Genomic DNA, 22,216 nt, shown 5'->3' with positions numbered 1-22,216 from the left:
ACTATAAATTTATTAATCCATTTAACTGGATTATTTCCATAATTCTTTCATTTACAATTAAAAGTTTAACTTTAAATTGTAATTTTCATTTTTTTCATTCTTTAATTTCATAGTACAGCTACGCTGGACTATCTCCTTAATTCTTTCATTCTAGCTAAAAGTGTAACTTTTAGCTAGAATTTTCATTTTTTCATTCAACAAATAAACTTGTTTTATTTGTTGTTTAATGCTTCTATTCCTGGTAAAGCCTTACCTTCTAAGAATTCTAGAGAAGCTCCACCACCTGTTGAGATGTGAGTCATCTTATCTCCAAATCCTAAGATATTAACAGCTGCAGCTGAGTCTCCTCCACCGATAACTGTTGTAGCATCTGCATCAGCCATAGCCTTAGCAACTGCAATTGTTCCTTTATTGAAGTTTTCGAATTCGAATACTCCCATTGGTCCGTTCCATATAACTGTTTTAGCATCTTTAATTGCATCAGCATATAAAGTTTCAGTCTTAGGTCCGATATCTAATCCCATGCTTCCTGCTGGTATGTTTTGATCTTCAGTGATTACTGGTTCTACATCTTTGAATTCTGTAGCAACTCTGTGGTCAACTGGTAATAAGAATTTAACTCCCTTTTCAGCTGCCTTTTCAATCATTTCTTTAGCGTATTCTATTCTATCAGCTTCTACTAAAGATGATCCAACTTCGTATCCTTGAGCCTTTAAGAATGTGTAAGCCATTCCACCACCGATTATTAATGTATCAACTTTTTCTAATAAGTTGTTGATAACAGCTATCTTATCTGAAACCTTAGCTCCACCTAATATAGCAACGAATGGTCTAACTGGATTGTTAACAGCTTCTCCTAAGAACTTTAATTCCTTTTGAATTAAGTATCCACATACAGCTGTATCTACGAATTCAGTAACACCAACTGTTGAACAGTGTGCTCTGTGAGCTGTACCAAAAGCGTCATTTACAAATATATCAGCTAATGAAGCTAATTCTTTTGAGAATTCTTCTACATTCTTAGTTTCTTCTTTTCTGCATCTTGTATTTTCTAATAATACAACATCTCCATCTTTCATTGCTTCTACAGCAGCTCTAGCATTTGCTCCTACCACTTCTTCATCTCTTGCAAATACTACTTCTTTGTTTAACATTTCGCTTAATCTCTTAGCAACTGGTGCTAATGATTTTGATGCGTCTTTTCCTAAGTGTGAGCAAAGAATAACTTTTGCGCCATTATTTATTAAGTAATTAATTGTTGGTAATGCACCATTTAATCTGTTTTCGTCAGTTATAACTCCATCCTTTAGTGGAACATTGAAGTCACATCTTACTAAAACTTTTTTACCTTTAACATCTATATCTTCGATAGTTTTTTTATTAAAGCTCATTTATTTCACCTCATAATTTATTTTTATATTTATAAAAACCGAAATTATTTGATTAATTTAAAATTGGCCTGGCCTCATAGATTTTCTATAAAACCAGACCAAATTTTATTTCCTAAATTAAAATATTTACTTAACTATTTAATTATCTAGTTACGAAGTATTTTAAAGTTCTGATTAATTGGTTAGTGTATGACATTTCATTGTCGTACCAAGCAGCAACTTTAACTAATTGCTCATCTCCAACTGTCATAACCTTTGTTTGAGTTGCATCGAATAATGAACCATAAGTGATTCCGATTACGTCTGATGAAACTATTTCATCTTCAGTGTAACCAAATGATTCGTTAGCAGCAGCCTTCATAGCAGCGTTTATTTCTTCAACAGTTGCTTTCTTATCTAAAGTAACAACTAATTCAGTTAATGAACCAGTAACAACTGGAACTCTTTGAGCACCACCATCTAATTTTCCTTTTAATTCTGGAATAACTAAACCAATTGCTTTAGCAGCTCCAGTTGAGTTAGGAACGATGTTTGCAGCAGCAGCTCTACCTCTTCTTAAATCGCCTTTTCCGTGAGGACCATCTAATGTGTTTTGGTCATTAGTGTAAGCGTGGATAGTTGTCATGAATCCTTTTTGGATTCCGAACTTATCGTTTAATACTTTAGCCATTGGAGCTAAGCAGTTTGTAGTACATGAAGCACCTGAAACAACTGTTTCTGTACCATCTAATATATTATTATTTACGTTGTATACTACTGTCTTTATATCTCCAGTTGCAGGAGCTGATATAACAACCTTCTTAGCACCAGCTTCTAAATGTAAACCTGCTTTTTCTTGAGAAGTAAAGAATCCAGTACATTCTAAAACTACGTCAACATTTAATTCTTTCCATGGTAAGTCAGCAGGATTTCTTTCTGCAGTAACTTTTATTTCTTTTCCGTTAACTACGAAAGCTCCTTCTTTAACTTCGATTTCTCCGTTGAATCTTCCTTGTGAAGAGTCATATTTAAATAAGTGAGCTAAAGTCTTAGCATCAGTTAAGTCATTGATTGCTACCACATTGAATTCTGGGTTTTCAATCATTAATCTTAATGCTAATCTTCCTATTCTTCCAAAACCATTAATTGCTACATTTACCATTTGCAATTACCTCCTAAAAATAGTTATATTTAAAATTTTAAAAATTTTAAGCTTATTTATTGTGTTCTTTAATATATTCCACAATCTTTCTGCCAGCTGCTTCATCTGTTACTAAAACTGCATTATGATTATTCATCATTGTTGCAATAATAGCATCAACTTTATTTTCCCCAGCTGCAACAGCAATATGTGTGTTAATTTTTCTTGCTTCATTAATATTTATTCCAATAGAAGTATTTTCTGATACAACCTGTGAATCTTTATTAAAATAACATCCAAAGGCTTCACCAACAGCTCCAAGAGATTTTAATTTATTATATTCTTCACTTGAAACATCTCTTTTTTCTGCCATTACTAAAGCTTCACCAATACCATATATTAAGATATCTGCTTTGTGTATATTATCTATTACTTCTTTTATTTCCTTTTCTTTTAATAAGGTATCTAAAAGATTTAAACTAAGATTCTCTGGAATATGAAGCAATTTATAAGAACCATTTAATTTTTGTGCTAGAGATGCAGCCAACGTATTTGCCTGTATTTCAACCTTTCTTCCCATACCACCTCTTGCAGGAAGTACTAGTATGTTTGAAAGATAGCTCATTTTAGGTACAGCTTCCACAAATTCCTTAATGGTGTTTCCACCTGTTATTGCTATTATATTATTATCTCTAATTATAGTTTTTAAGTAATTTGCTGTTGCTTTACCAAGGTCTTTTAATATGGTCTTATTTTTCTTTACATCTCCTGGAACAATTACTACATCTTTTAATCCAAGGAAAGATTTTATATTTTCTTCTATATCTGATAATCCCTTTATTTCATGTATAAAATCTTTTAATCTGTCTACAACTTCTTGTCCTTCTTCTGTTACTGTCATCCCCGGAGTATTGATTTCAATTAGATTTTGAGATTTTAAGAAATTTATTTCACTTCTTACTATTCTCTCACTTAAATCTAAATGATTTGCTAAAACTCGTCTTCCGATTGGCTGATTGTAATATATAGTCCTAAGAATACTATATCTTTTATCAAGGACTTCTACAAGTTCAGGAACTATTTTTTTTTCTAAAGACAATATTTCCTGCACAGTCAACCCTCCTTTGGTCTAAAAAAGTCCCGCACATTATTAAAATGTCCCACAAATATTATTATAAAACACTTCTATGAAATTTAAAAGCATTTTCTTAAAATTTTCCCAAAAGTTTTTACAAAATTTTATTATATTACCTGTAAAGAGGAAAGTTTTTATAAAATTATTTTATACATTTAACTTTCCTCTTTTGTATGTTTTTTATTCTATTCTTTTTCTTTTACCAGAAGATTTTATTTCAAGCTCTTCTCTATATTTAGCAACTGTTCGTCTTGATATATTTAAGTTTCTCTCATTTAGTTTATCGCATATTGCTTGATCTGATAGTGGCTTTTTCTTATCTTCTTCATCAATAATTTCCTTTATTTGCTTTTTAATATTTATTACTGCAATTTCTTCTCCATCACTTTTATTTACACTTAATCCTATGGTAAATAAATCTTTTATTTTTACTGTTCCAAAACTAGTTAATATATACTTGTCCTTTATAGCTCTACTAACTGTAGATTCATGAATTCCTAGTGTGTCTGCCATATCCTTCATGGTCATTGGTTTTAAATATTTTTGTCCTTTATCGAAATAATCTTTTTGATTTTCTACAACCTTTTCCAGTATTCTTAGCAAAGTGCTTTTTCTTTGCTCAATACTTTTAATTAAAAACATTGCGCTACTTAATTTTTCTTTTACATAATTTTCAGTAGTTTTATCATCTTTATTATTTAAGGCTTCTTTATAAATATTACTAATAGATAATCTTGGTATGACGCCTTCATTCATAATAACAAAATACTCACCATCAATTTTTCTAATGGCTGCATCAGGAATTATATATTTAACATCATCACCTGTATAAAAACCTCTTGAAGGTTTTGGTTCTAATTTCTTTATTATGTCCCCTAAATCTTGAGCTTCTTTAGGTGTTATTTTTAAATTTTTAGCTATTACATTAAATTTATTATCTGCAATTAAATCTAGATACTCATCTATTATAATTTCTAAATTATCATCTAATATTCCCTTTTTTATTAGCTGTATCTTTAGGCATTCCTTTAAATCTCTTGCTCCTATTCCATCTGGCTCCAAATCTTGAAGTATCTCTAAAGCTTCTTTTCCTAATTCTAAAGAAATATTAAGTTCCTTGCATATTTCTTCTAAAGGCATGTCCAGATATCCCTTATTGTCTAAACTTTCTATCATATATGATACAATAGCCTTCTTATATTCATCCTCTTCACTTTCAATTAGTTGTTCTTTTAAATATTCAGTAAGGGATTCCTTATCTGAAATAAAATTAAAGGGCGAAACATCATCCTCTTTATTGTACTCTCCATAACTTTGTGATCCATAATTGTCAAACTCTAAATACTTAATCATTTCTTTATAATCAATTTTGTCTTCATATTTTTTATCTTCTTGAACAAAATCAAAATCCCCTTCAAGAATTGGATTTTCTAAAAATTCATTTTCAATATATTCTCTTAAATCGTAGGTTGACATTTGTAATAACTTTATGGAAAGTTGCATTTGCTGAGTCATTATTAACCTTTGTTCTTGAGCAAGATTTAAATTAAAATCTAATTTCATAAGTATCACCTTCATTCACTAAACTATAACTGTATCGTCAGTATAATCCTTTTACTTAATAATATCACAATCTTTAAGTAAACGTTATATTAGGATGGAAACTTTTTTATTTTCATATAAAAATAAAGAGCTACCTAAGTAGCTCTTTACTATAATTCCCAATTAAATCTTAATTCTTATTAATATAAATAAATATAATTTCTAATTATTTAGTTACAAAAAATAATCCACATGCTCCAACTCCAGAATGGATACCAACGGTACAACCTGGCGTAGTTTCTATATGTTTAATATTATTTTCATCTAAGTACTTTTTAAGTTCACCTTTAATTTCTGGGCTCTCTATTTCTGTTAGCATAACATATTCATCTTTGTCAGCATTAGAATTTTCGTATTCAGAAATTATTTTTTTAATAACCTTTTTATTACCCCTTACTTTATCTTTAGCTATCATCATTCCATTTTCAAAGCCAACTATAACTCTAAGACCTAAAGCATTTCCAATTACACCTGCAGTCTTAGATATTCTTCCGCCTCTAACTAGATTCTCTAATGATTCAAAACATAAAGATGCATTCATCTTAGGTATCAAATTTTCTATTTCTCTTTTTATTTCTTTTGGACTTAAACCCTTATCTCTAAGTTCACATGCCTTTAGCACAAAAAAACCTTGAGCTGACGTTACAACTTGAGTATCTATTAAAGTTATATCATCAGATTCTACCATTTCCTTAGCTATACATGCTGAATTATATGTTCCACTCATGTTTGAAGACATAAGTAGCACAACTACTTCATATCCTTCATCTAAAGCTTTTCTAAAGTATTCTTCAAATCTATTTGGTGTAACTTGTGCAGTAGTTGGTATAACTCCCTCGTTATCAATCTTTTCTAACATTGTCTTTAAATCTATTTCATTTCTATCTAAATAACTCTTATCTCCAAAGTTAATTAGAAGTGGTAAAATATCAATATTATTTTCTTTAATTAACTCATCTGGAAGATCTAAACAACTATCTGTTAAAATTTTAATTTTTTTCATTCTTATTCCCCCTAATTATTTCATTTCAGGAAAACCAATTTGTCTTAAGGCTTCATAAGCAATTATTGCTACAGTATTCGAAAGATTTAAGCTTCTTGTGCTTGTTTTAATCATTGGAATTCTTATTCCTTCATGTGCCTTATGCACTTCTTCTGGAACACCTGCTGATTCTCTACCAAACATTATAAAATCTCCTTCTTTAAAGGAAACTTCATCATAATGCTCACCACCATGAGTGGTTGCTAAGTATATTTTTTTATCTCCGTACTTTTTCATAAAATCTTCATAACTTTCATGCATTTCAAGTTTTAGTTCGCTCCAATAATCTAATCCGGCTCTTTTCACTTGTTTATCATCAATCTTAAACTTCATGGGTTTAATTAAATGCAAGGTTGAATTAGTTAAAACACAAGTTCTTGCAATATTCCCTGTATTTTGTGGGATTTCTGGTTGATATAAAACTATATTTAAATTCATTTTATTGACCTCCAACAAAAAAGTAAGATCTTATAACCTTACTTATTTAACACCTATTAAAAATAATACTATATGGGAACCCATTAGTCAAAGTCATTTATTAATTATTAACATATTATTTTATAAAATAGTTTTTATACAATATATAAAATACTTTTTTCTCCAAAATCCATACTTAATCTTTCTGTGAAAAATTCTTTTATTTCTTTCATATCATCATCTTTATATATATATTTCCCATATCCAAATTGCCCATATTTAAATTTTCTATCTTCTTCTTTCATTGGTAATGTAGACTCTTTATATATAGTAAGAATATTGTTTTTTGCTCTATCTGTAAATCTATGAGTTATTATTTCAAAAGTTATTTTTTCTCCCTTAAACTCTTCTTTAACCTTATCTAATAATTTATTATAATCCTCTTTCCAACCTTCATATATAAATACAGGGGCTATTAGAAAACCTATTTTATATCCATCTTTTTTTACTTTTTTTGCAGCTTCTATTCTTTTCTCTGCACTATCAGTTCCATGTTCGTATTTTTTTATTATTTCTTGTGAATTTATACTAAATCTAATTTCTGTATGATTATTATGGTTTAATCCTATGAAAGGCTCTACATCAGAATATTTGCTTACAAATCTAAATCTTGTGTGTTCAAATTCACCAAATGCCTCTATAGCTTTACTTAATCCATGAGTATATCTTTCCACTGGAATTGGATCGGATGTAGCTGAGATATCACCTCTTATATATTATGCTTATAAATAAAATCATCTATACTAGTATTTATACATTGAAAATTTTCTTTATTGCTTTTGCAACTCCATTTTCTTTATTAGTATCTGTGATATAATCTGCTAGAGCCTTAACTTCATCTATAGCATTTCCCATTGCAACTCCAAGACCAGCATACTCAATCATTGATATATCATTTTCATTATCCCCTATGCATACTATTTCTTCTCTTGTGAATCCATAATAATCAGCAAGGGCTTTTACTGCTCTACCTTTAGACACACCTCTATTATTAATTTCTACACTTCTTAATCCAGAACCAAAATAAACAATGTCTTCCATATCTTTAAGCTCCTTTTTTAAAGCTACAACTTTACTAGGTTTTGGTGAAAAAGCTATACATTTTGTAATTTGTCCATTAGTTCTTTTAAAGAATTTTTTCCATTCCTCTAAATTATTTATAATATGATATTTAATTTTTAAATTTTCGAAACCTACTTGTTTAGTCATATATATCTCAGTAGCTAATTTAGTTATTTTATCTCCACAATAAATACTGTCTAGTGTATAAAAATGAAAGAAAAACCCCATCTTATATAGAAGTTCAATAAGTTTTACACATACTTCTGTCTCTATGGTATTCTCATATATTACCCTATTATTATGCTTATCCATAACAACTGCTCCATTGGCAGCAATGACAGGTGATTTCACTCCTAAAAGATGTGAATAATATGCTGCATTATTATATATTCTTCCTGTTGTTACTACTATTTCAACACCTTTATCATGTATCTTTTTTATAACTTCCTTACTTTCCTTAGATACTTTTCTTCCCTTACCAAGTAAAGTTCCATCCATATCTATACAGACCATTTTGTATGTCATAAAAAACTCCTTTGATAATTTAATATATTATATAATATCATTTACAAAAGTATCCGACAATAATCTTAAGTATAAATAAAAATAAAAATAAAAAACATTTTACAAAAAGTAAAATGTTTTTTATTAAAATTCTTATTATTGATTTGGTTTGTTTTCAGTTTCATTAGTAGTTTGTTCATTTGGTTTTTCACTGTTATTATTTGAGTCTTGAGGCTTTTGAGTTTGATTCTCTTCTTGTTTAGGTTCCTCTTTTTTAGGTTCCTCTTTTTTAGGTTCTTCCTTCTTAGGCTCTTCCTTTTTCTTAGTACCTTTCTTAACAACAGTATCAGTTGTTAAGTAAATATCAGTAGCAATAAACTCTCTATTTACTTCAACTCCATTTTCATAAGTAACTTGATAAGAGCTTGCTTTATAACCTGGCATACCATATGATACTACTTTTTCTGTTCCTTCTTCCATAGTTGGGTCATCTTCATATTTCTTGTTAGGTTCATACTTTTCGTGAACTTCATTTACAAGTTCATATGTTTTATTACCCATAGCTTCAACATTACCGTATATAGTAAAGTTTACTATTCCACCACTAACATAGCCTTGAATATATATTGGAAAATCATAAGTATTTACAAACTTATAATCTACTACTCCATTAGCAACTGTAGCATCTAAACCTGGTTCAGAATATGAAACTGTTAATGAGTGATTCATTCTTTCAGTAGATCTAATATTAGCTCTCATAACAGCTCTATATAAAGTTGTTGATACTTGGCAAATACCTCCGCCATAATCAGGAACTATTTCATTTCCTACATAAGTATTAGCTTTTGCATATCCTTTATCTGGAGTTGTATCGCCTATTAAGGCATTATAACTAAATTCTTCACCTGGCATAACTATAGTTCCATTAATTGTTCCAGCAGCTATTTCCATATTTCTAACTCTACCATCACCAGTATTGTTATAATGGCTACTATATTCACTAATTTTTCCTGTTATACTTTCTAAATCAGTTGATTTAATATTAGCTTCTTGATCCTTTAATTCAAAAGTAAGTTCTATGTCATTACTTGGATTTCCGTTAATGCTTTCTACTAATTTATTATGAAGCTCCTCTTTATCTATAGTTTTACCTGCTTCTTCAGGAACAATTGAAATATTACCTGAATTAACATTTATTGATGCATTTTTTGGTTCAATATTAACTTCTTCTAAGACCTTATTTTCAAAAGCTACTAAAGCTTCTTCATCAAAATTTACCTTAGGATTTAATTCTATAGACTTTTTCTCATTTATTAAAGAATTTTTAGCAATGATTCCCTTGTCTTTTCCATAGGCTACTGCTTCATCTACCACTGATTCAACATCATAACTTAAATTTAATGTATCATAACTTAGTTCTAAAGTTTTATCAGCAGCTAAAACAGTTAACTTCTTGTCCACAATTAAATTTGGTAGCTTTTCTTCTAATACCTTTATAGCTTCTTCTTTATTTAATCCACCTATGTTTACACCATAGACACTAACTTCTGGATAAATTTTATTTTCCCAAGCTGCAACTTTTTTATTAACTGAAAAAACATATCCTATAATTCCTACAATAACTAAAACAATTATAACACCTGCAGCTATTAATGTATTTTTATTTATTTTTTTCACCTGCCCCACTCCTTTCTAACTCGCCCTAACAATTCATATGTCTATACTATTATATTATATTTTTTAATCAAATTTAATATAAATCTAATAATATTATTTATTTTTTTATATGCAATGATTACCAATGTTTATAAGCACATTAAAAAAGATGAAAATTCTATTAACTCAGAATTATCATCTTTTTCAAATTAAAATTATACAGTTACTTTACTTCTTACTTGAGATGTTTCTCCATCATAATCAAAAGCTTCTATAGATATAGTTATTGGTACATTTGTCTTAACTGGCAATTCAGATAAACTAATTTCAAAGCTAGTATCATTTTTATCTACAGTTCCAATCCAATAACCATTAGCAAATATATTATATCCTAAAAGATCTGAATCAGTATTTTTATTCCAAGTTACCTTTAACATACCGCCTTCTTTTACAGCTTTCAAATTGCTAACTTGTTTTGGTTGCATCAATTCATCTAAACTATCTGGTCCCCAGTTTGCATCTACAGGATTTCCAACTCCTTGAACCACTTCACCTTCACTAAATTGCCATATTCTCCACCTAGTCCAACCTCCTAAGTTTGGTGGATATTCTGGATTTATTTCTATATTAGTGTACATAGCAATCCATAATGGCATACTCTTTAAAGGTTGACTTCCATCTGGCAATTTAAAATCATTATAAAATTCAATAAAAAATGCTCCTGTGTATAACATTAATCTTCTTCTGGTTTTTTTCTCAAAACATTTTCTAAATCGTTCTATCCAATCTATTAGCGCCTTTGTACTTATTTTATTATCTACAGGAACTTCTATATCTAATACTGGCAATAAATCACCATAATTCTTATTTCCAAAGCCCTCCTGCAATATGTTAATAAAATCATTACATTGTGAATCGGCAGTAGTTAAATCATAAGAAGGTACCCCGAAGTGATAGGCTCCTACTGGTATTCCATAATTTCTTGCTGCTTTAGCATATTCCAAAAACTTTTTATCTACTCTAAACCTTCCAGAGCCAGAACCTGAAGATCTTAGATATAAAAAGTCAATAGTCCTTGCTAAGGTTTGAAAATTAACATTTTGAGTATATTCATTTATGTCTATTCCAAAAGTACTGTTAGGATTTTTATTTTGCATTTTTCCTCCAAGAAAAATAATCTCTATATCAATTTATTAACTATCTTTCAAAAAGGTTACTTTAATCTTTAATTAATGGATTTTAACTTTATATAGAAACCTATATCATTACCTACAGACTCAGCCCAAATTTCTCCTTCATGTAGATTTATTATATTTTTTGATATTGCAAGTCCAAGGCCACTTCCCTTAACATTAGAATTTCTCGCTTCATCAACCCTATAAAATCTATCAAATAATCTTTCAACCTTTTCCTTTGGAATACTTTCGCCCTTATTTTTAATAACTATAGTAACATAGCCTTCGCTTTCAAATGTAGATACTGTTACTTTACCTGGTTTATAAGAGTATTTAATAGCATTAGAAAATAAATTTTCGAAAACCCTAACCATTTTACTTGCATCAATTTCTACTATAGATTTTTCATCTACAAATTTCTTATCTACCTCTATTTCATTTTCTTCAAATATAGGAATATATTCTTCTATAATTTGAGATAAAAATTCAACTATATTTACTTTATTCTTCTCTAATACAATTCCTTGATTATTAATTTTAGTGTATTCAAATAAATCTTCAATTAACTCTTTTAATTGATTTGATTTATTAAAAGCAATATCTAAATATTCTTTCATCATATCTGAATTTTGATACTTACCATCTTTAATTAATCCTATATACCCCATTACTGAAGTAAGAGGCGTTCTTAAATCATGAGAAACATTTGTTATAAGTTCGCTTTTTGTTTTTTCTGATCTTCTTTCTGCTTCCATTCTTTCTTGTATTTCTGATGCCATATTATTAATATTCTCTGCTAAATTTTTAATTTCGTCCTTACCTTTTTCTTCAACTCTATAAGATAAATCTCCACTAGAAATCATTCTAACTCCTGCTGCTATTTCTTCTATATACTTCATTTTCTTATTAGTAATTATTATAAATATAGAAATAAACACAATTACAGATAGAATAAGTGCTAAAAATGAATTTGTATCAATGAAATATTCATATGAAAGATAAGGTATAGGAGATTCAAAGTAAATAAGATAAGCTCTATCTCCATTTATATTAACTGGATAAAGATAAGTTCTTTCTGCCCCCTCATCTTGAGTAATGTTACTTTTATCTAAAATAGTATATATATCTAGCTTATTCTGACCATCTCCATTAATATTATAAAGAATGTTCCCATCTAAATCAGTTAAATATATTTTTGCTTTTCCATTATTAAATCTATTTAATACTTCCATTATAGCTTCTTTATCATCTAAACCTTTTATTCCATAAGATTCAGTATTATCATTATAATAACTATCATTAGAAATTAATTCCCTAGCAACAGAATTAGCTTTATACTGTATATCTTCTGCATCGTACTGAATCTTAGTAACTGTTCTATTTTGGGCAAGTATATTATTAGCAAAGCCATAAAATAAAAATGCAGCAACAAAACATATTGCAAAAACTACCATAAGTTCAAATCGAATGCTTTTTTCTATATTTTTTAATAACCACTCTAAAGTTTTTTTAATAATACTTCCAATCCTAGAATTATAGAATTTATAAAATATTCTTATTGCTAAATCTTTTAACCTTTTTATTATTCCAACCCTTTCCTTCTTTATTTTTTCCTTCTTTTCCTTTTGTTTACCTATCAATTTTATATCCTACCCCCCATACAGTCTTGATATATTTAGGTTTTCTAGGATCTTCCTCAATTTTCTCTCTAACTTTTCTTATATGTACCATAACTGTATTGTCAGACTGCATAAAATCTTGTTTCCAAACACTATTATATATATTTTCTATGCTAAATACCTTTCCCCTATTTTCTCCAAGTAAAACTAATATATCAAACTCAGTTGGAGTAAGCTTTATCTCTTCTCCATCTTTAAATACCTCATGAGTTTCCAAATTAACAGTCAGTTCATCTATTTCTAGTATGTTTTCTTGTTGCTTTTGACTTTCTGCTTCAGATGTTATCTTGTTAAATCTTTTATATCTTCTAAGCTGAGACTTTACTCTAGCTACTAGCTCCAATGGATTAAAAGGTTTTGTTAAATAATCATCTGCTCCAGTATTTAGTCCTAAAATCTTATCCATATCTTCTGACTTAGCTGAAAGCATAATTATTGGCATTTCCCTTTGTTCCCTAATTTTCAAACATGCTTCTATACCATTAACCTTAGGCATCATTATATCTAAAATTATTAAATCTACATTATTATTTTCTAAAATTTCTAATGCTTCTTCTCCATTTTCAGCCTTTAAAGTTTCGTAATCCTCACCCTTTAAATATATATCTATTAAATCTCTTATTTCTTTCTCATCATCAACTATTAATATTCTTTCTTTACTCACAATATCCACTCCCCTTCTGTTCTAAATATAAGTTTACCATACTCTAAACTTATATTTATATTTTAAAATATATATCTTAATAATAAACATAAAATTTTCTTAAGAAAAGCTTAATACAGCTGAAATTTATTGTATTTTAGTAAAATTTATAATCTAATTGAGCCTCTTGGTGTAATACTCAAAAAGGCTCATACTCTGTTTTAAAAAGTTGTTGTTATCTATAAATTTCTCGTTATATTATTTACTATTTATGTCTATAATTCAAACATTAGATAGAGCATTTTTTATAAAGGAGATTACTATGTCATTATTATGGAATATAGATACAATAAATTATAATTATAGTGAAAATGAACTTAATATAGTAACTAAATATCAAGACACCTTAACGTTAATTGATATTTTAAAAGATGTAAAAGTTAATAGTTGTCCACATTGTAATGGTAAAAGTTTTATAAAGTATGGAAAATATAAAGGAATCCAAAGATTTAGATGTATAAATGAGCATTGCAAAAAAACTTTTTCCTCAAAAACTAACACCTTATTTTATAATTCAAAAAAATCAATAGATCTTTGGCTTAAATATGTAATATTAATGAACAATGGAAAATCCCTTAGAGAGTGCGCCAAAATATTAGAAATCAATTTGGCTACAGCATTCTTTTGGAGACATAAAATTTTAATTACTCAATTAGAAAATAATAATAAGTGCCTTGAAAATTATGTGGAAGTAAGCAAAATAATAATTAAAGAAAACTTCAAAGGTAACAGAGATGCTAAATATAATAGAAAGGACAATATATTTATAGCTTGTGGAATGGATAGTACTAATACAATTATTTCAAAACCTATAAGTAGATACACTATTTCTTTACCAGCAATAAATAAAAATTTTTCACACAATATATCTAAAAACTCAATTATCTCAGCCTATAATGATAGATATTTTGATGTCTATGCTAAAAAACATAATTCATCAACTCTACCATTATCTAAAAATTCAATATTGAATTTAGTTCAACAAGTAATTAGTAATAAAATTACAACTAAGTCTCCAGAAGAACTTATAAATATTAATAAACATCTTCCACGTGAAAGTATATTTATACACAGTTTTTCTCTTAATATAAAGAAATGGTTAATAAGATTTAGAGGAGTTGCAACAAAATACTTAGAGAATTATCTTAATTGGCATATTTTAGATTTTAGGAATGATTACAAAACCTATTTACTTAATCAAATTAAATTATTTAAAGATAATTATATAAAAAATAATTATATAAAAATTAAAGATTTTCCTAGCTATGAAGTTGCCTATTAATCTATTTTATATCAACAACATTTTAAAACATACACTTATAGTCTTTAAATATATTACTAGTACCACTTACTAATACATTTAAACATAGTAATAGTACTTTTATATATAAAAAATGCCATACTTTAAAAGTACAGCATTTTATTTATTCTAGTATTTTTTATATTATAATGCTCCAAAAGCAAGAATTAGTGCTCCAAATACTATTGAAACCATTGACATTAATTTTATTAATATATTGATTGATGGTCCAGTTGTGTCTTTAAATGGGTCTCCTACTGTATCACCAACTACTGCTGCTTTATGGCAGTCTGAACCTTTTCCTCCAAGAACTCCTGATTCAATATATTTTTTAGCATTGTCCCAAGCTCCACCTGAGTTTGACATCATAATTGCCATTGCAAATCCAGTTACTGTTGCACCTGCAAGTAATCCTGCCACTCCATTTGGTCCTAAAATTAATCCAACAATTACAGGTGTTGCTATTGCTATTATTGCTATAGTAATAAGTTCTTTTTGAGCAGATCTTGTACAAATATCTACGCAAGATTCGTAATCTGGTTCTCCCTTTCCTTCCATAATTCCTGGGATTTCTTTAAATTGTCTTCTTACTTCTACAACAATTTTTGAAGCAGCTCGCCCTACTGCATCCATTGTTTTTGCTGAGAATAGGAATGTTACCATTCCACCTATAAATAACCCTATAAGAACTTGTGGGTTTAATATAGATAAATTAAATTCAAAATTTATTGTTCCACCTTTAACTATATTTTCTATGGAATCTTTATAAGCAGCTATAAATGCTAAAGCTGTAAGTGCTGCTGAGCCTATAGCAAATCCCTTACCTGTTGCTGCAGTTGTATTTCCTAGGGAATCTAAGGCATCTGTTCTTCTTCTAACCTCTGGATCCTGTTCAGACATTTCTGCAATTCCTCCTGCATTATCTGCAATTGGGCCATAAGCATCTGTTGCAAGAGTAATTCCTAAAGTAGATAGCATACCAACTGCTGATATTGCTATTCCATATAATCCTAAATTAAAATCACTACCTCCACCTGATAAATTAAAGCTTATAAGTACTGATATAGCTACTATTATAACTGGAATAGCTGTTGACATCATTCCAAGGGAAAGTCCTCCAATTATTATAGTGGCTGGTCCTGTTTTACTCATATCAGCTAAATTTTTAGTAGGTTTATAACTATCTGAAGTATAGTATTCTGTAAAGAAGCCTATTAACATACCTGCAAAAAGTCCCGATAAAATACTAAAGTAAACGCCTATGTTTTCTGAACCTAAAAGGTATCTTACAATAAAGAAAGAACCTACAGCAACTATTATAGATGATATATATGTTCCTCTTCTTAATGCACTTAGAAGATTCTTTTGACTTGCATCTTCTTTTGCGCTTACAAAGAAACTTGAGAAAATAGAAGCTACTACTCCTAAAGTTGCAACTAATAATGGAACTGCTACTCCATTTCTTGATAGCCCTGCTGCTACTGCTAAAGCGCAAGATGATATTAATGAACCTACATATGATTCATAAAGGTCTGCCCCCATTCCAGCTACATCCCCAACATTATCACCAACATTATCTGCAATAACGGCTGGATTTCTAGGGTCATCTTCTGGAATCCCAGCTTCTACTTTTCCTACTAAGTCAGCTCCTACATCTGCTGCCTTTGTAAAAATACCACCACCAACTCTTGCAAATAAAGCCATTGATGAAGCTCCTATACCGAAAGTTAATATGTTATTTGTAACTTGTAGTAATCTGTCAGCTTCTGCTAAATCTCTATAATACCAATCTAAAAATACATATCCAGCTGCTATATATAGTAATCCTAGCGAAACAACAACAATACCTATTATAGAACCACTTTTAAAAGAAATTTTTAATGCACCATTTAAACTTTTCTTAGCTGCTGTAGTAGTTCTTGAATTAGCATTTGTTGCCACCCTCATACCTATAAACCCAGTAAGACCTGATAAGAATCCTCCAATAATAAAAGAAAAAGGAACAAAAATTGAAACATATCCAAAAAAGCTCATAACTAAAAATATAAGAAACATCAATACAAAAAATATTGCAACTCCCTTATATTGTCTTTTCAAATATGCATTTGCACCTTTTCTAATCTTAGCAGAAATACTCTTTACTTTTTCTTCACCTTCATCTGCTTGCATAACTATTTTTCCTTGGTAAACGCAAAAAAGTAAACCTAAAATTGATCCTAGTAGAACTAAAAAAATAAAATTCACAAAAATTCCTCCCATCTATATAAAATAAAATTAGTAAATTTACTATATAAATATATGTCGAAAATTCCAATAAATTACTCTTTAGTTCCTCTATTTTTCATCTTAGGTTTCCTTAATTAATCTATTTATTTTTCTTTAAAGAATATTCAATTATCATATCTATAAACTCTGGATAACTTATGCCCTTTTCTGATGCACTTTGAGGGAAAAGGCTAGTTGCTGTCATACCAGGTAATGTATTTACTTCTAGCACATAAGGGGTTCCATCTTCTGTTATTATCATATCAATTCTAGAATAAACTGAACACTTTAAAGCCTTATAGGTATCTAAAGCCATTTTCTTAACTTCTTCATATATCTTAGGTTCTAAATCTATAGCATAATGTTCCGCTCCATTTGCAGAATACTTTTGTTCATAATCATAAAAATCAGTTTTTGCCTTTATAGCAAGTACTGGGAATAATTCATTATCAAATACAGGGCATGTAATTTCATCCCCCTTAATGAACTCTTCTATCATAACTTCTTTATCCCATTTTAAACCTTCTACAACGGCATTCTCTACATCTTCTTTTTTTGTAATTTTAAAAGTTGCAACACTTGAACCACCATTTGTTGGCTTTATAAATACTGGATATCCCATTTCTTCTATTTTTTCATAATCTATTTCATCTACTGAAGAAACATTTAACCATTTTGCAGTTCTAATTTCTTTAGCCTTTAATACACTCTTAGTTAAATCCTTATCCATACAAAGAGAGCTGCTTAAAGCATCACAACCTGAATAAGGAATTCCTAAAGTATCAAGTACTGCTTGAACTGTTCCATCTTCTCCAAATTCACCGTGTAATGCAAGTAGTGCAAAATCTAAGCCTTTAACCTTTTCTAATAATTCTTCCTTCTTATCTATAACAACAGGAATAACTTCATACTTATCTTTATTGATATGTTGCATCATAGACTTTCCGCTATTTAATGAAACTTCTCTTTCTGAAGATATTCCTCCCATTAAAATTCCAACTTTCATATACTGTCCTCCAATATTACAAATTTGCTAAAAATTTTTTCATATTAATTATAGCACTATATAAAATATGATAAAAGTTTTAAAAACTTACAAATATCTTATAACTAAATAAATAATTTAAAAATTCAGGCTAAACTTAGCCTGAATTCTACTTCTTCTTAATTTCTTTTTTCTTAATTTCTTTATAATATTTACAGTAATTAGTTAAATTACACATTTCACATTTAGGATTTCTAGCAATGCAGCATCTTCTTCCATGAAAAATTAATAAATGATGTGTTAAACTCCATTCTCTTTTTGGAAGTTCCTTTTGAAGCTGCTTTTCAACTTCTAAAACATTATCAGAATCAGCCATTCCTAATCTATTTGATACTCTAAAAACATGTGTATCTACTGCAATAGATGGAACACCAAAGGCATTTGATAACACTACATTTGCAGTTTTTCTCCCTGCACCAGCTAAAGAAGTAATTTCCTCCATAGTTCTTGGAACTTCTCCATTAAACTTTTCCTTAAGTTGATTACACATCATAATTAGATTTTTAGCTTTACTTCTATATAATCCTATTTGTTTAATTCTCTCTTCAAGTTCTTCTACTGAAAGAGTCAAAAATGCATCTAAATCTGGATAATCTCTAAATAATGTTTCAGTAACTTCATTTACCTTCTTATCAGTTGTTTGAGCAGAAAGTATTGTTGCCACTAAAAGCTGAAATGGAGATTCATGATTTAGTTCACATTTTGCATCTGGATAATCTTCTTTTAGTATATCCAAAATAGCTTTAGTTCTTTTTTTCATAAAAACACCTACTTATATATTCCTCTGTATTTTTCAGGTAGTAAGTTTGCTATTGATTTCATTATGTATTCCATACATCTATCATCATATTCGTGTTTATCTTCATCTTTTTCTTTAGCTGGTAATGACAAAGGTTCTCCAAAATTAATATTAATATCTGAATAATTAAACTTTTCTCCACCCATATCTCCATTTTTATTTATTGGAAGAAGAATTTCACTTCCTGTCATCCCAATTGGAATTATTTTCGCCTTAGTAAGTCTTGCTATTAATAATATCCCTTTTTTACCTTCTATCATTGCTCCAGTTCTACTTCTAGTTCCTTCTGGGAAAATCATAAGATTTTCTCCACCTCTAACTAGTTTAACCATCTTAGTTATAGCTTCCTTATCTGCTGAATTTGGTTTAATTCCAACATTTTTAATTATCATAGTTCCAAGTCTTGTTATGGGGTCATTAGATAATTTAACTCCTGCTACAAAGGTTGGATCAAATTTTTCTTTAAGAATCTTATCTAAAACTAACCCATCTGCATTACTTAAGTGATTGCAAATGAATATTACAGGACTTTCTACATTTTCTATTTTTTCAAAGCCCTCTACTTTTATATTCGCGTACTTTTTAAAATACTTATTTACAATGATTTTTGTTATCTTTACTACTAATGACTCTGGTAATACATTAATTACCTTTACTAATGTTGGTGATAACATTATTCTCCCTCACTTCCTAATTTATATATCTATAATTATATTTTATTACTATTTAAAAGTCTATCAACATAATCTTTCAAATAAGGAGAATCTGTTTTAACTTCACTTATATCTCCCTTATCATTATTAATTCTTATTAAAGCATTCCTCTTTAGTACATTTTTACCTCTCCACCCACAAGAAGTTCTGAAAAATGTTTCTTTAAATTCCTTTGTACTTGCATTTACTAATTCTAAAGTATTATTATTATTCATAAAATCAAAGGGATAAAACTCTTCAATTTTAGAGAATTCAGCATTTTCATTATATGGACAACAATTTTGACAGCTATCACAACCAAATACCCTTCCCTTTAATAATTTTATGTGCTTATCATCTAAATCCTTCTTTTGAGTAAAATAAGATACACAAATATTACTATTCTTTTTATAAGGATTTATAGCTTTGCTAGGACAACTCTTATAGCAAAGTTCACAGCTTCCACACTCTTTAAAATCCTGTATTTCCTTATAATTTTTCTCTGAAGTTTCTATTTCTAAGTCTGTTATAATTTCACCTAAAAATACATAAGAACCATACTTCTTAGTAATTATTAAGTTATTTTTACCAATAAAACCTACTCCTGCTAAATAAGCTATATGTCTTTCAGGTAAGAAATTACTATCTACAAAGGATAAAGCTTTTCCACCAGCATTTTCAATAAATTCACATATTTGATTTAAATAAAACTTTACTACCCTATGATAATCAGTTCCTCTAGTATATACTGAAAAACCATTATCATAATATTTTACATCATGAAGATAAGGGAAAGCTATTGATATAATAGTCTTCCCCTCTTCCATATAAATAAAAGGATTTACTCTCTTTGATATATCCCTTTCTTCAAACTCATTTTCAAGACCTTTTTCTTTTCTATCATAAAAGAAAGCTTCAAGTTCTTCAAACCTTCTACATTTGATAAATCCTAAGGTATCTATCCCTAGTGAATTACAAAAATTTATAATATCCTCTTTCTTCATACTATCCCTCTAATATTATCCCTCTAAATAATCATGTGATTATATATAGTTTTCTTATTACCATCTTCATCTACTATTTCAATTATATCATTAACATTTCTAATTATATTTCTTCCAGCACATCCAACAACTGTTGCATCACTTGGTACATCCTTTAATACCACAGTATTAGCTCCAACTCTACTTCCTTTTTTTAGTACTATTGGGCCAAGAACCTTTGCACCTGCTCCAATTATAACATTATCTTCCACTGTGGGGTGTCTCTTGCCCTTTTCTTTTCCAGTACCACCTAAGGTAACTCCATGGTATATAGTAACATTATCTCCTATTTCACTAGTTTCTCCAATTACTACTCCCATTCCGTGGTCTATAAATAACCCTTTTCCTATTTTTGCTCCTGGATGAATTTCTATACCTGTCATAAATCTAGCTATTTGTGAAATTAATCTAGCACAAAAAAATCTTTTATGATTATATAAAAAATGTGATATTCTATAAGCTATTAATGCATGGATACAAGGATATAATAAAAATACTTCTATTTTACTTCTTGCTGCTGGGTCATTTTCTAATATATTATTTATATCATATTTTAAATTCTTAAACACAGCTTTTCCTCCTCTAAGTGATAATGCTAATCATAAATACCCATGGATATATATTTTTCTCCACCATCTGGTGCTATTGCTAAAACCTTTTTACCTTTTCCTAATTTCTTAGCCATTTCTAAAGCTACATAAATAGCTGCTCCAGATGATATTCCAAGTAATATCCCTTCTTTTTCAGATATTAATTTTGTTACCCTATAGGCATCTTCATCTGAAACATTTACTACTTCATCAATAATTTCTGGATTATAAATTTCAGGTATAAAACCAGAACCTAATCCTTGAATTTTATGAGCTCCTGCTCTTCCACCACTTAATACTGGTGACTTTTTAGGTTCAACAGCAACTATTTTTATATTATTTATTTTTTCTTTTAATTTTTGTCCAACTCCTGTTACTGTTCCTCCAGTACCAACTCCAGCTATAAAAACATCTAAATCCTTTATGTCATTATATATTTCTTCAGCAGTAGTATCATAATGATATTGTCTATTAGCTAAATTTTCAAATTGCTGAGGCATAAAGTAGTTTGCTTTCTTAGAAAGCTCATTAGCCTTTTCTATGGCTCCATTCATTCCTAAGGAACCTTCTGTTAATATAAGCTCTGCTCCATAAGCCTTAATTAAATCTCTTCTTTCTTTAGACATACTATCTGGCATAACAATTACAACTTTATAGCCTTTAAGTCTTCCTATCATTGCTAAAGCTATTCCTGTATTCCCACTAGTAGGTTCAACTATAATGGATCCTTCTTTTAAAAAACCTTCTTTTTCTGCTTTTTCAATCATACCTAAGGCAGCTCTATCCTTAACACTTCCCCCTAGGTTATACTTTTCTAATTTCACATAAACTTCCGCACTATTTTTTGAAACTAAATTATTAAGCTTCAATATAGGTGTGTTACCAATTAATTCTAACGTGTTATTATAAATCATTTTTCCTCCAAATACTAATTAA

General features: G+C 29.0%; 20 protein-coding genes. 1 reads left to right on the top strand and 19 read right to left on the bottom strand.

Going from position 1 to position 22,216, the window contains the following annotated elements; genetic code table 11:
• Nucleotides 1-212: 212 nt before the first annotated feature.
• The 12 genes from ACFYH6_RS05325 to ACFYH6_RS05270 all read right to left on the bottom strand — a co-directional run bounded on the left by ACFYH6_RS05325 (nucleotide 213) and on the right by ACFYH6_RS05270 (nucleotide 13,507).
• Nucleotides 213-1,391 (bottom strand): phosphoglycerate kinase, encoded by a 1,179-nt coding sequence (locus ACFYH6_RS05325; RefSeq protein ID WP_316342695.1) that lies wholly within the window; start codon nucleotides 1,389-1,391, stop codon nucleotides 213-215.
• A 142-nt stretch (nucleotides 1,392-1,533) separates the two neighbouring features.
• Nucleotides 1,534-2,532: a type I glyceraldehyde-3-phosphate dehydrogenase gene (gap, locus tag ACFYH6_RS05320; RefSeq protein WP_416178978.1), complete on the bottom strand. Its 999-nt coding sequence runs from the start codon at nucleotides 2,530-2,532 to the stop codon at nucleotides 1,534-1,536.
• A 52-nt stretch (nucleotides 2,533-2,584) separates the two neighbouring features.
• Nucleotides 2,585-3,622: a sugar-binding transcriptional regulator gene (locus ACFYH6_RS05315; protein WP_316345053.1), complete on the bottom strand. Its 1,038-nt coding sequence runs from the start codon at nucleotides 3,620-3,622 to the stop codon at nucleotides 2,585-2,587.
• A gap of 204 nt (nucleotides 3,623-3,826) precedes the next feature.
• Nucleotides 3,827-5,209: an RNA polymerase factor sigma-54 gene (gene rpoN, locus ACFYH6_RS05310; protein WP_416178979.1), complete on the bottom strand. Its 1,383-nt coding sequence runs from the start codon at nucleotides 5,207-5,209 to the stop codon at nucleotides 3,827-3,829.
• Between the two features lie 205 nt (nucleotides 5,210-5,414).
• Nucleotides 5,415-6,251: a DegV family protein gene (locus tag ACFYH6_RS05305; RefSeq protein WP_316345050.1), complete on the bottom strand. Its 837-nt coding sequence runs from the start codon at nucleotides 6,249-6,251 to the stop codon at nucleotides 5,415-5,417.
• 15 nt (nucleotides 6,252-6,266) lie between these two features.
• Nucleotides 6,267-6,728: a tRNA (cytidine(34)-2'-O)-methyltransferase gene (locus ACFYH6_RS05300; protein ID WP_291706934.1), complete on the bottom strand. Its 462-nt coding sequence runs from the start codon at nucleotides 6,726-6,728 to the stop codon at nucleotides 6,267-6,269.
• 134 nt (nucleotides 6,729-6,862) lie between these two features.
• Nucleotides 6,863-7,468 carry a radical SAM protein gene (locus ACFYH6_RS05295; RefSeq protein ID WP_416246480.1) on the bottom strand — a complete coding sequence of 202 codons (606 nt, stop codon included), beginning with the start codon at nucleotides 7,466-7,468 and terminating at the stop codon, nucleotides 6,863-6,865.
• Nucleotides 7,469-7,517: 49 nt separating this feature from the next.
• Nucleotides 7,518-8,354 (bottom strand): Cof-type HAD-IIB family hydrolase, encoded by an 837-nt coding sequence (locus ACFYH6_RS05290; protein ID WP_416178980.1) that lies wholly within the window; start codon nucleotides 8,352-8,354, stop codon nucleotides 7,518-7,520.
• 135 nt (nucleotides 8,355-8,489) lie between these two features.
• Nucleotides 8,490-10,010: a VanW family protein gene (locus ACFYH6_RS05285; RefSeq protein ID WP_416178981.1), complete on the bottom strand. Its 1,521-nt coding sequence runs from the start codon at nucleotides 10,008-10,010 to the stop codon at nucleotides 8,490-8,492.
• Between the two features lie 194 nt (nucleotides 10,011-10,204).
• Nucleotides 10,205-11,146 (bottom strand): glycoside hydrolase family 25 protein, encoded by a 942-nt coding sequence (locus tag ACFYH6_RS05280; RefSeq protein ID WP_416178982.1) that lies wholly within the window; start codon nucleotides 11,144-11,146, stop codon nucleotides 10,205-10,207.
• 68 nt (nucleotides 11,147-11,214) lie between these two features.
• Nucleotides 11,215-12,804, bottom strand: a complete 1,590-nt coding sequence (locus ACFYH6_RS05275; protein WP_416178983.1) for a sensor histidine kinase — start codon at nucleotides 12,802-12,804, stop codon at nucleotides 11,215-11,217.
• On the bottom strand, nucleotides 12,794-13,507 hold the full coding sequence (locus ACFYH6_RS05270) for a response regulator transcription factor (protein WP_316343569.1): 714 nt from the start codon (nucleotides 13,505-13,507) through the stop codon (nucleotides 12,794-12,796). The genes ACFYH6_RS05275 and ACFYH6_RS05270 overlap by 11 nt, the downstream gene beginning before the upstream one ends.
• 301 nt (nucleotides 13,508-13,808) lie before the next feature.
• On the opposite strand from ACFYH6_RS05270, the gene ACFYH6_RS05265 reads away from it, so the two are divergent.
• Nucleotides 13,809-14,828: a transposase gene (locus ACFYH6_RS05265; protein WP_416178984.1), complete on the top strand. Its 1,020-nt coding sequence runs from the start codon at nucleotides 13,809-13,811 to the stop codon at nucleotides 14,826-14,828.
• Between the two features lie 162 nt (nucleotides 14,829-14,990).
• On the opposite strand, the gene ACFYH6_RS05260 is transcribed toward ACFYH6_RS05265, so the two are convergent.
• From ACFYH6_RS05260 to cysK, 7 genes are all read right to left on the bottom strand, one after another.
• On the bottom strand, nucleotides 14,991-17,090 hold the full coding sequence (locus ACFYH6_RS05260) for a sodium-translocating pyrophosphatase (RefSeq protein ID WP_416178985.1): 2,100 nt from the start codon (nucleotides 17,088-17,090) through the stop codon (nucleotides 14,991-14,993).
• Between the two features lie 121 nt (nucleotides 17,091-17,211).
• A complete protein-coding gene (locus ACFYH6_RS05255) occupies nucleotides 17,212-18,117 on the bottom strand; it encodes a D-alanine--D-alanine ligase (protein WP_416178986.1) in 906 nt (301 codons plus the stop codon).
• A gap of 148 nt (nucleotides 18,118-18,265) precedes the next feature.
• On the bottom strand, nucleotides 18,266-18,916 hold the full coding sequence (gene nth, locus ACFYH6_RS05250; protein WP_316343573.1) for an endonuclease III: 651 nt from the start codon (nucleotides 18,914-18,916) through the stop codon (nucleotides 18,266-18,268).
• Between the two features lie 8 nt (nucleotides 18,917-18,924).
• Nucleotides 18,925-19,629 carry a lysophospholipid acyltransferase family protein gene (locus tag ACFYH6_RS05245; RefSeq protein WP_416178987.1) on the bottom strand — a complete coding sequence of 235 codons (705 nt, stop codon included), beginning with the start codon at nucleotides 19,627-19,629 and terminating at the stop codon, nucleotides 18,925-18,927.
• Between the two features lie 35 nt (nucleotides 19,630-19,664).
• A complete protein-coding gene (gene queG, locus ACFYH6_RS05240; protein ID WP_416178988.1) occupies nucleotides 19,665-20,651 on the bottom strand; it encodes a tRNA epoxyqueuosine(34) reductase QueG in 987 nt (328 codons plus the stop codon).
• Between the two features lie 23 nt (nucleotides 20,652-20,674).
• A complete protein-coding gene (epsC, locus tag ACFYH6_RS05235) occupies nucleotides 20,675-21,259 on the bottom strand; it encodes a serine O-acetyltransferase EpsC (protein WP_316343576.1) in 585 nt (194 codons plus the stop codon).
• Between the two features lie 26 nt (nucleotides 21,260-21,285).
• Nucleotides 21,286-22,194, bottom strand: a complete 909-nt coding sequence (cysK, locus tag ACFYH6_RS05230; protein WP_416178989.1) for a cysteine synthase A — start codon at nucleotides 22,192-22,194, stop codon at nucleotides 21,286-21,288.
• Nucleotides 22,195-22,216: the final 22 nt, after the last annotated feature.

The organism is Clostridium sp. HCS.1, from assembly GCF_047900555.1.
GTDB lineage: Bacteria > Bacillota > Clostridia > Clostridiales > Clostridiaceae > Clostridium.
Note: the sequence above shows the minus strand (reverse complement) of the source record. Positions and strands in the feature narration are given on the sequence as shown.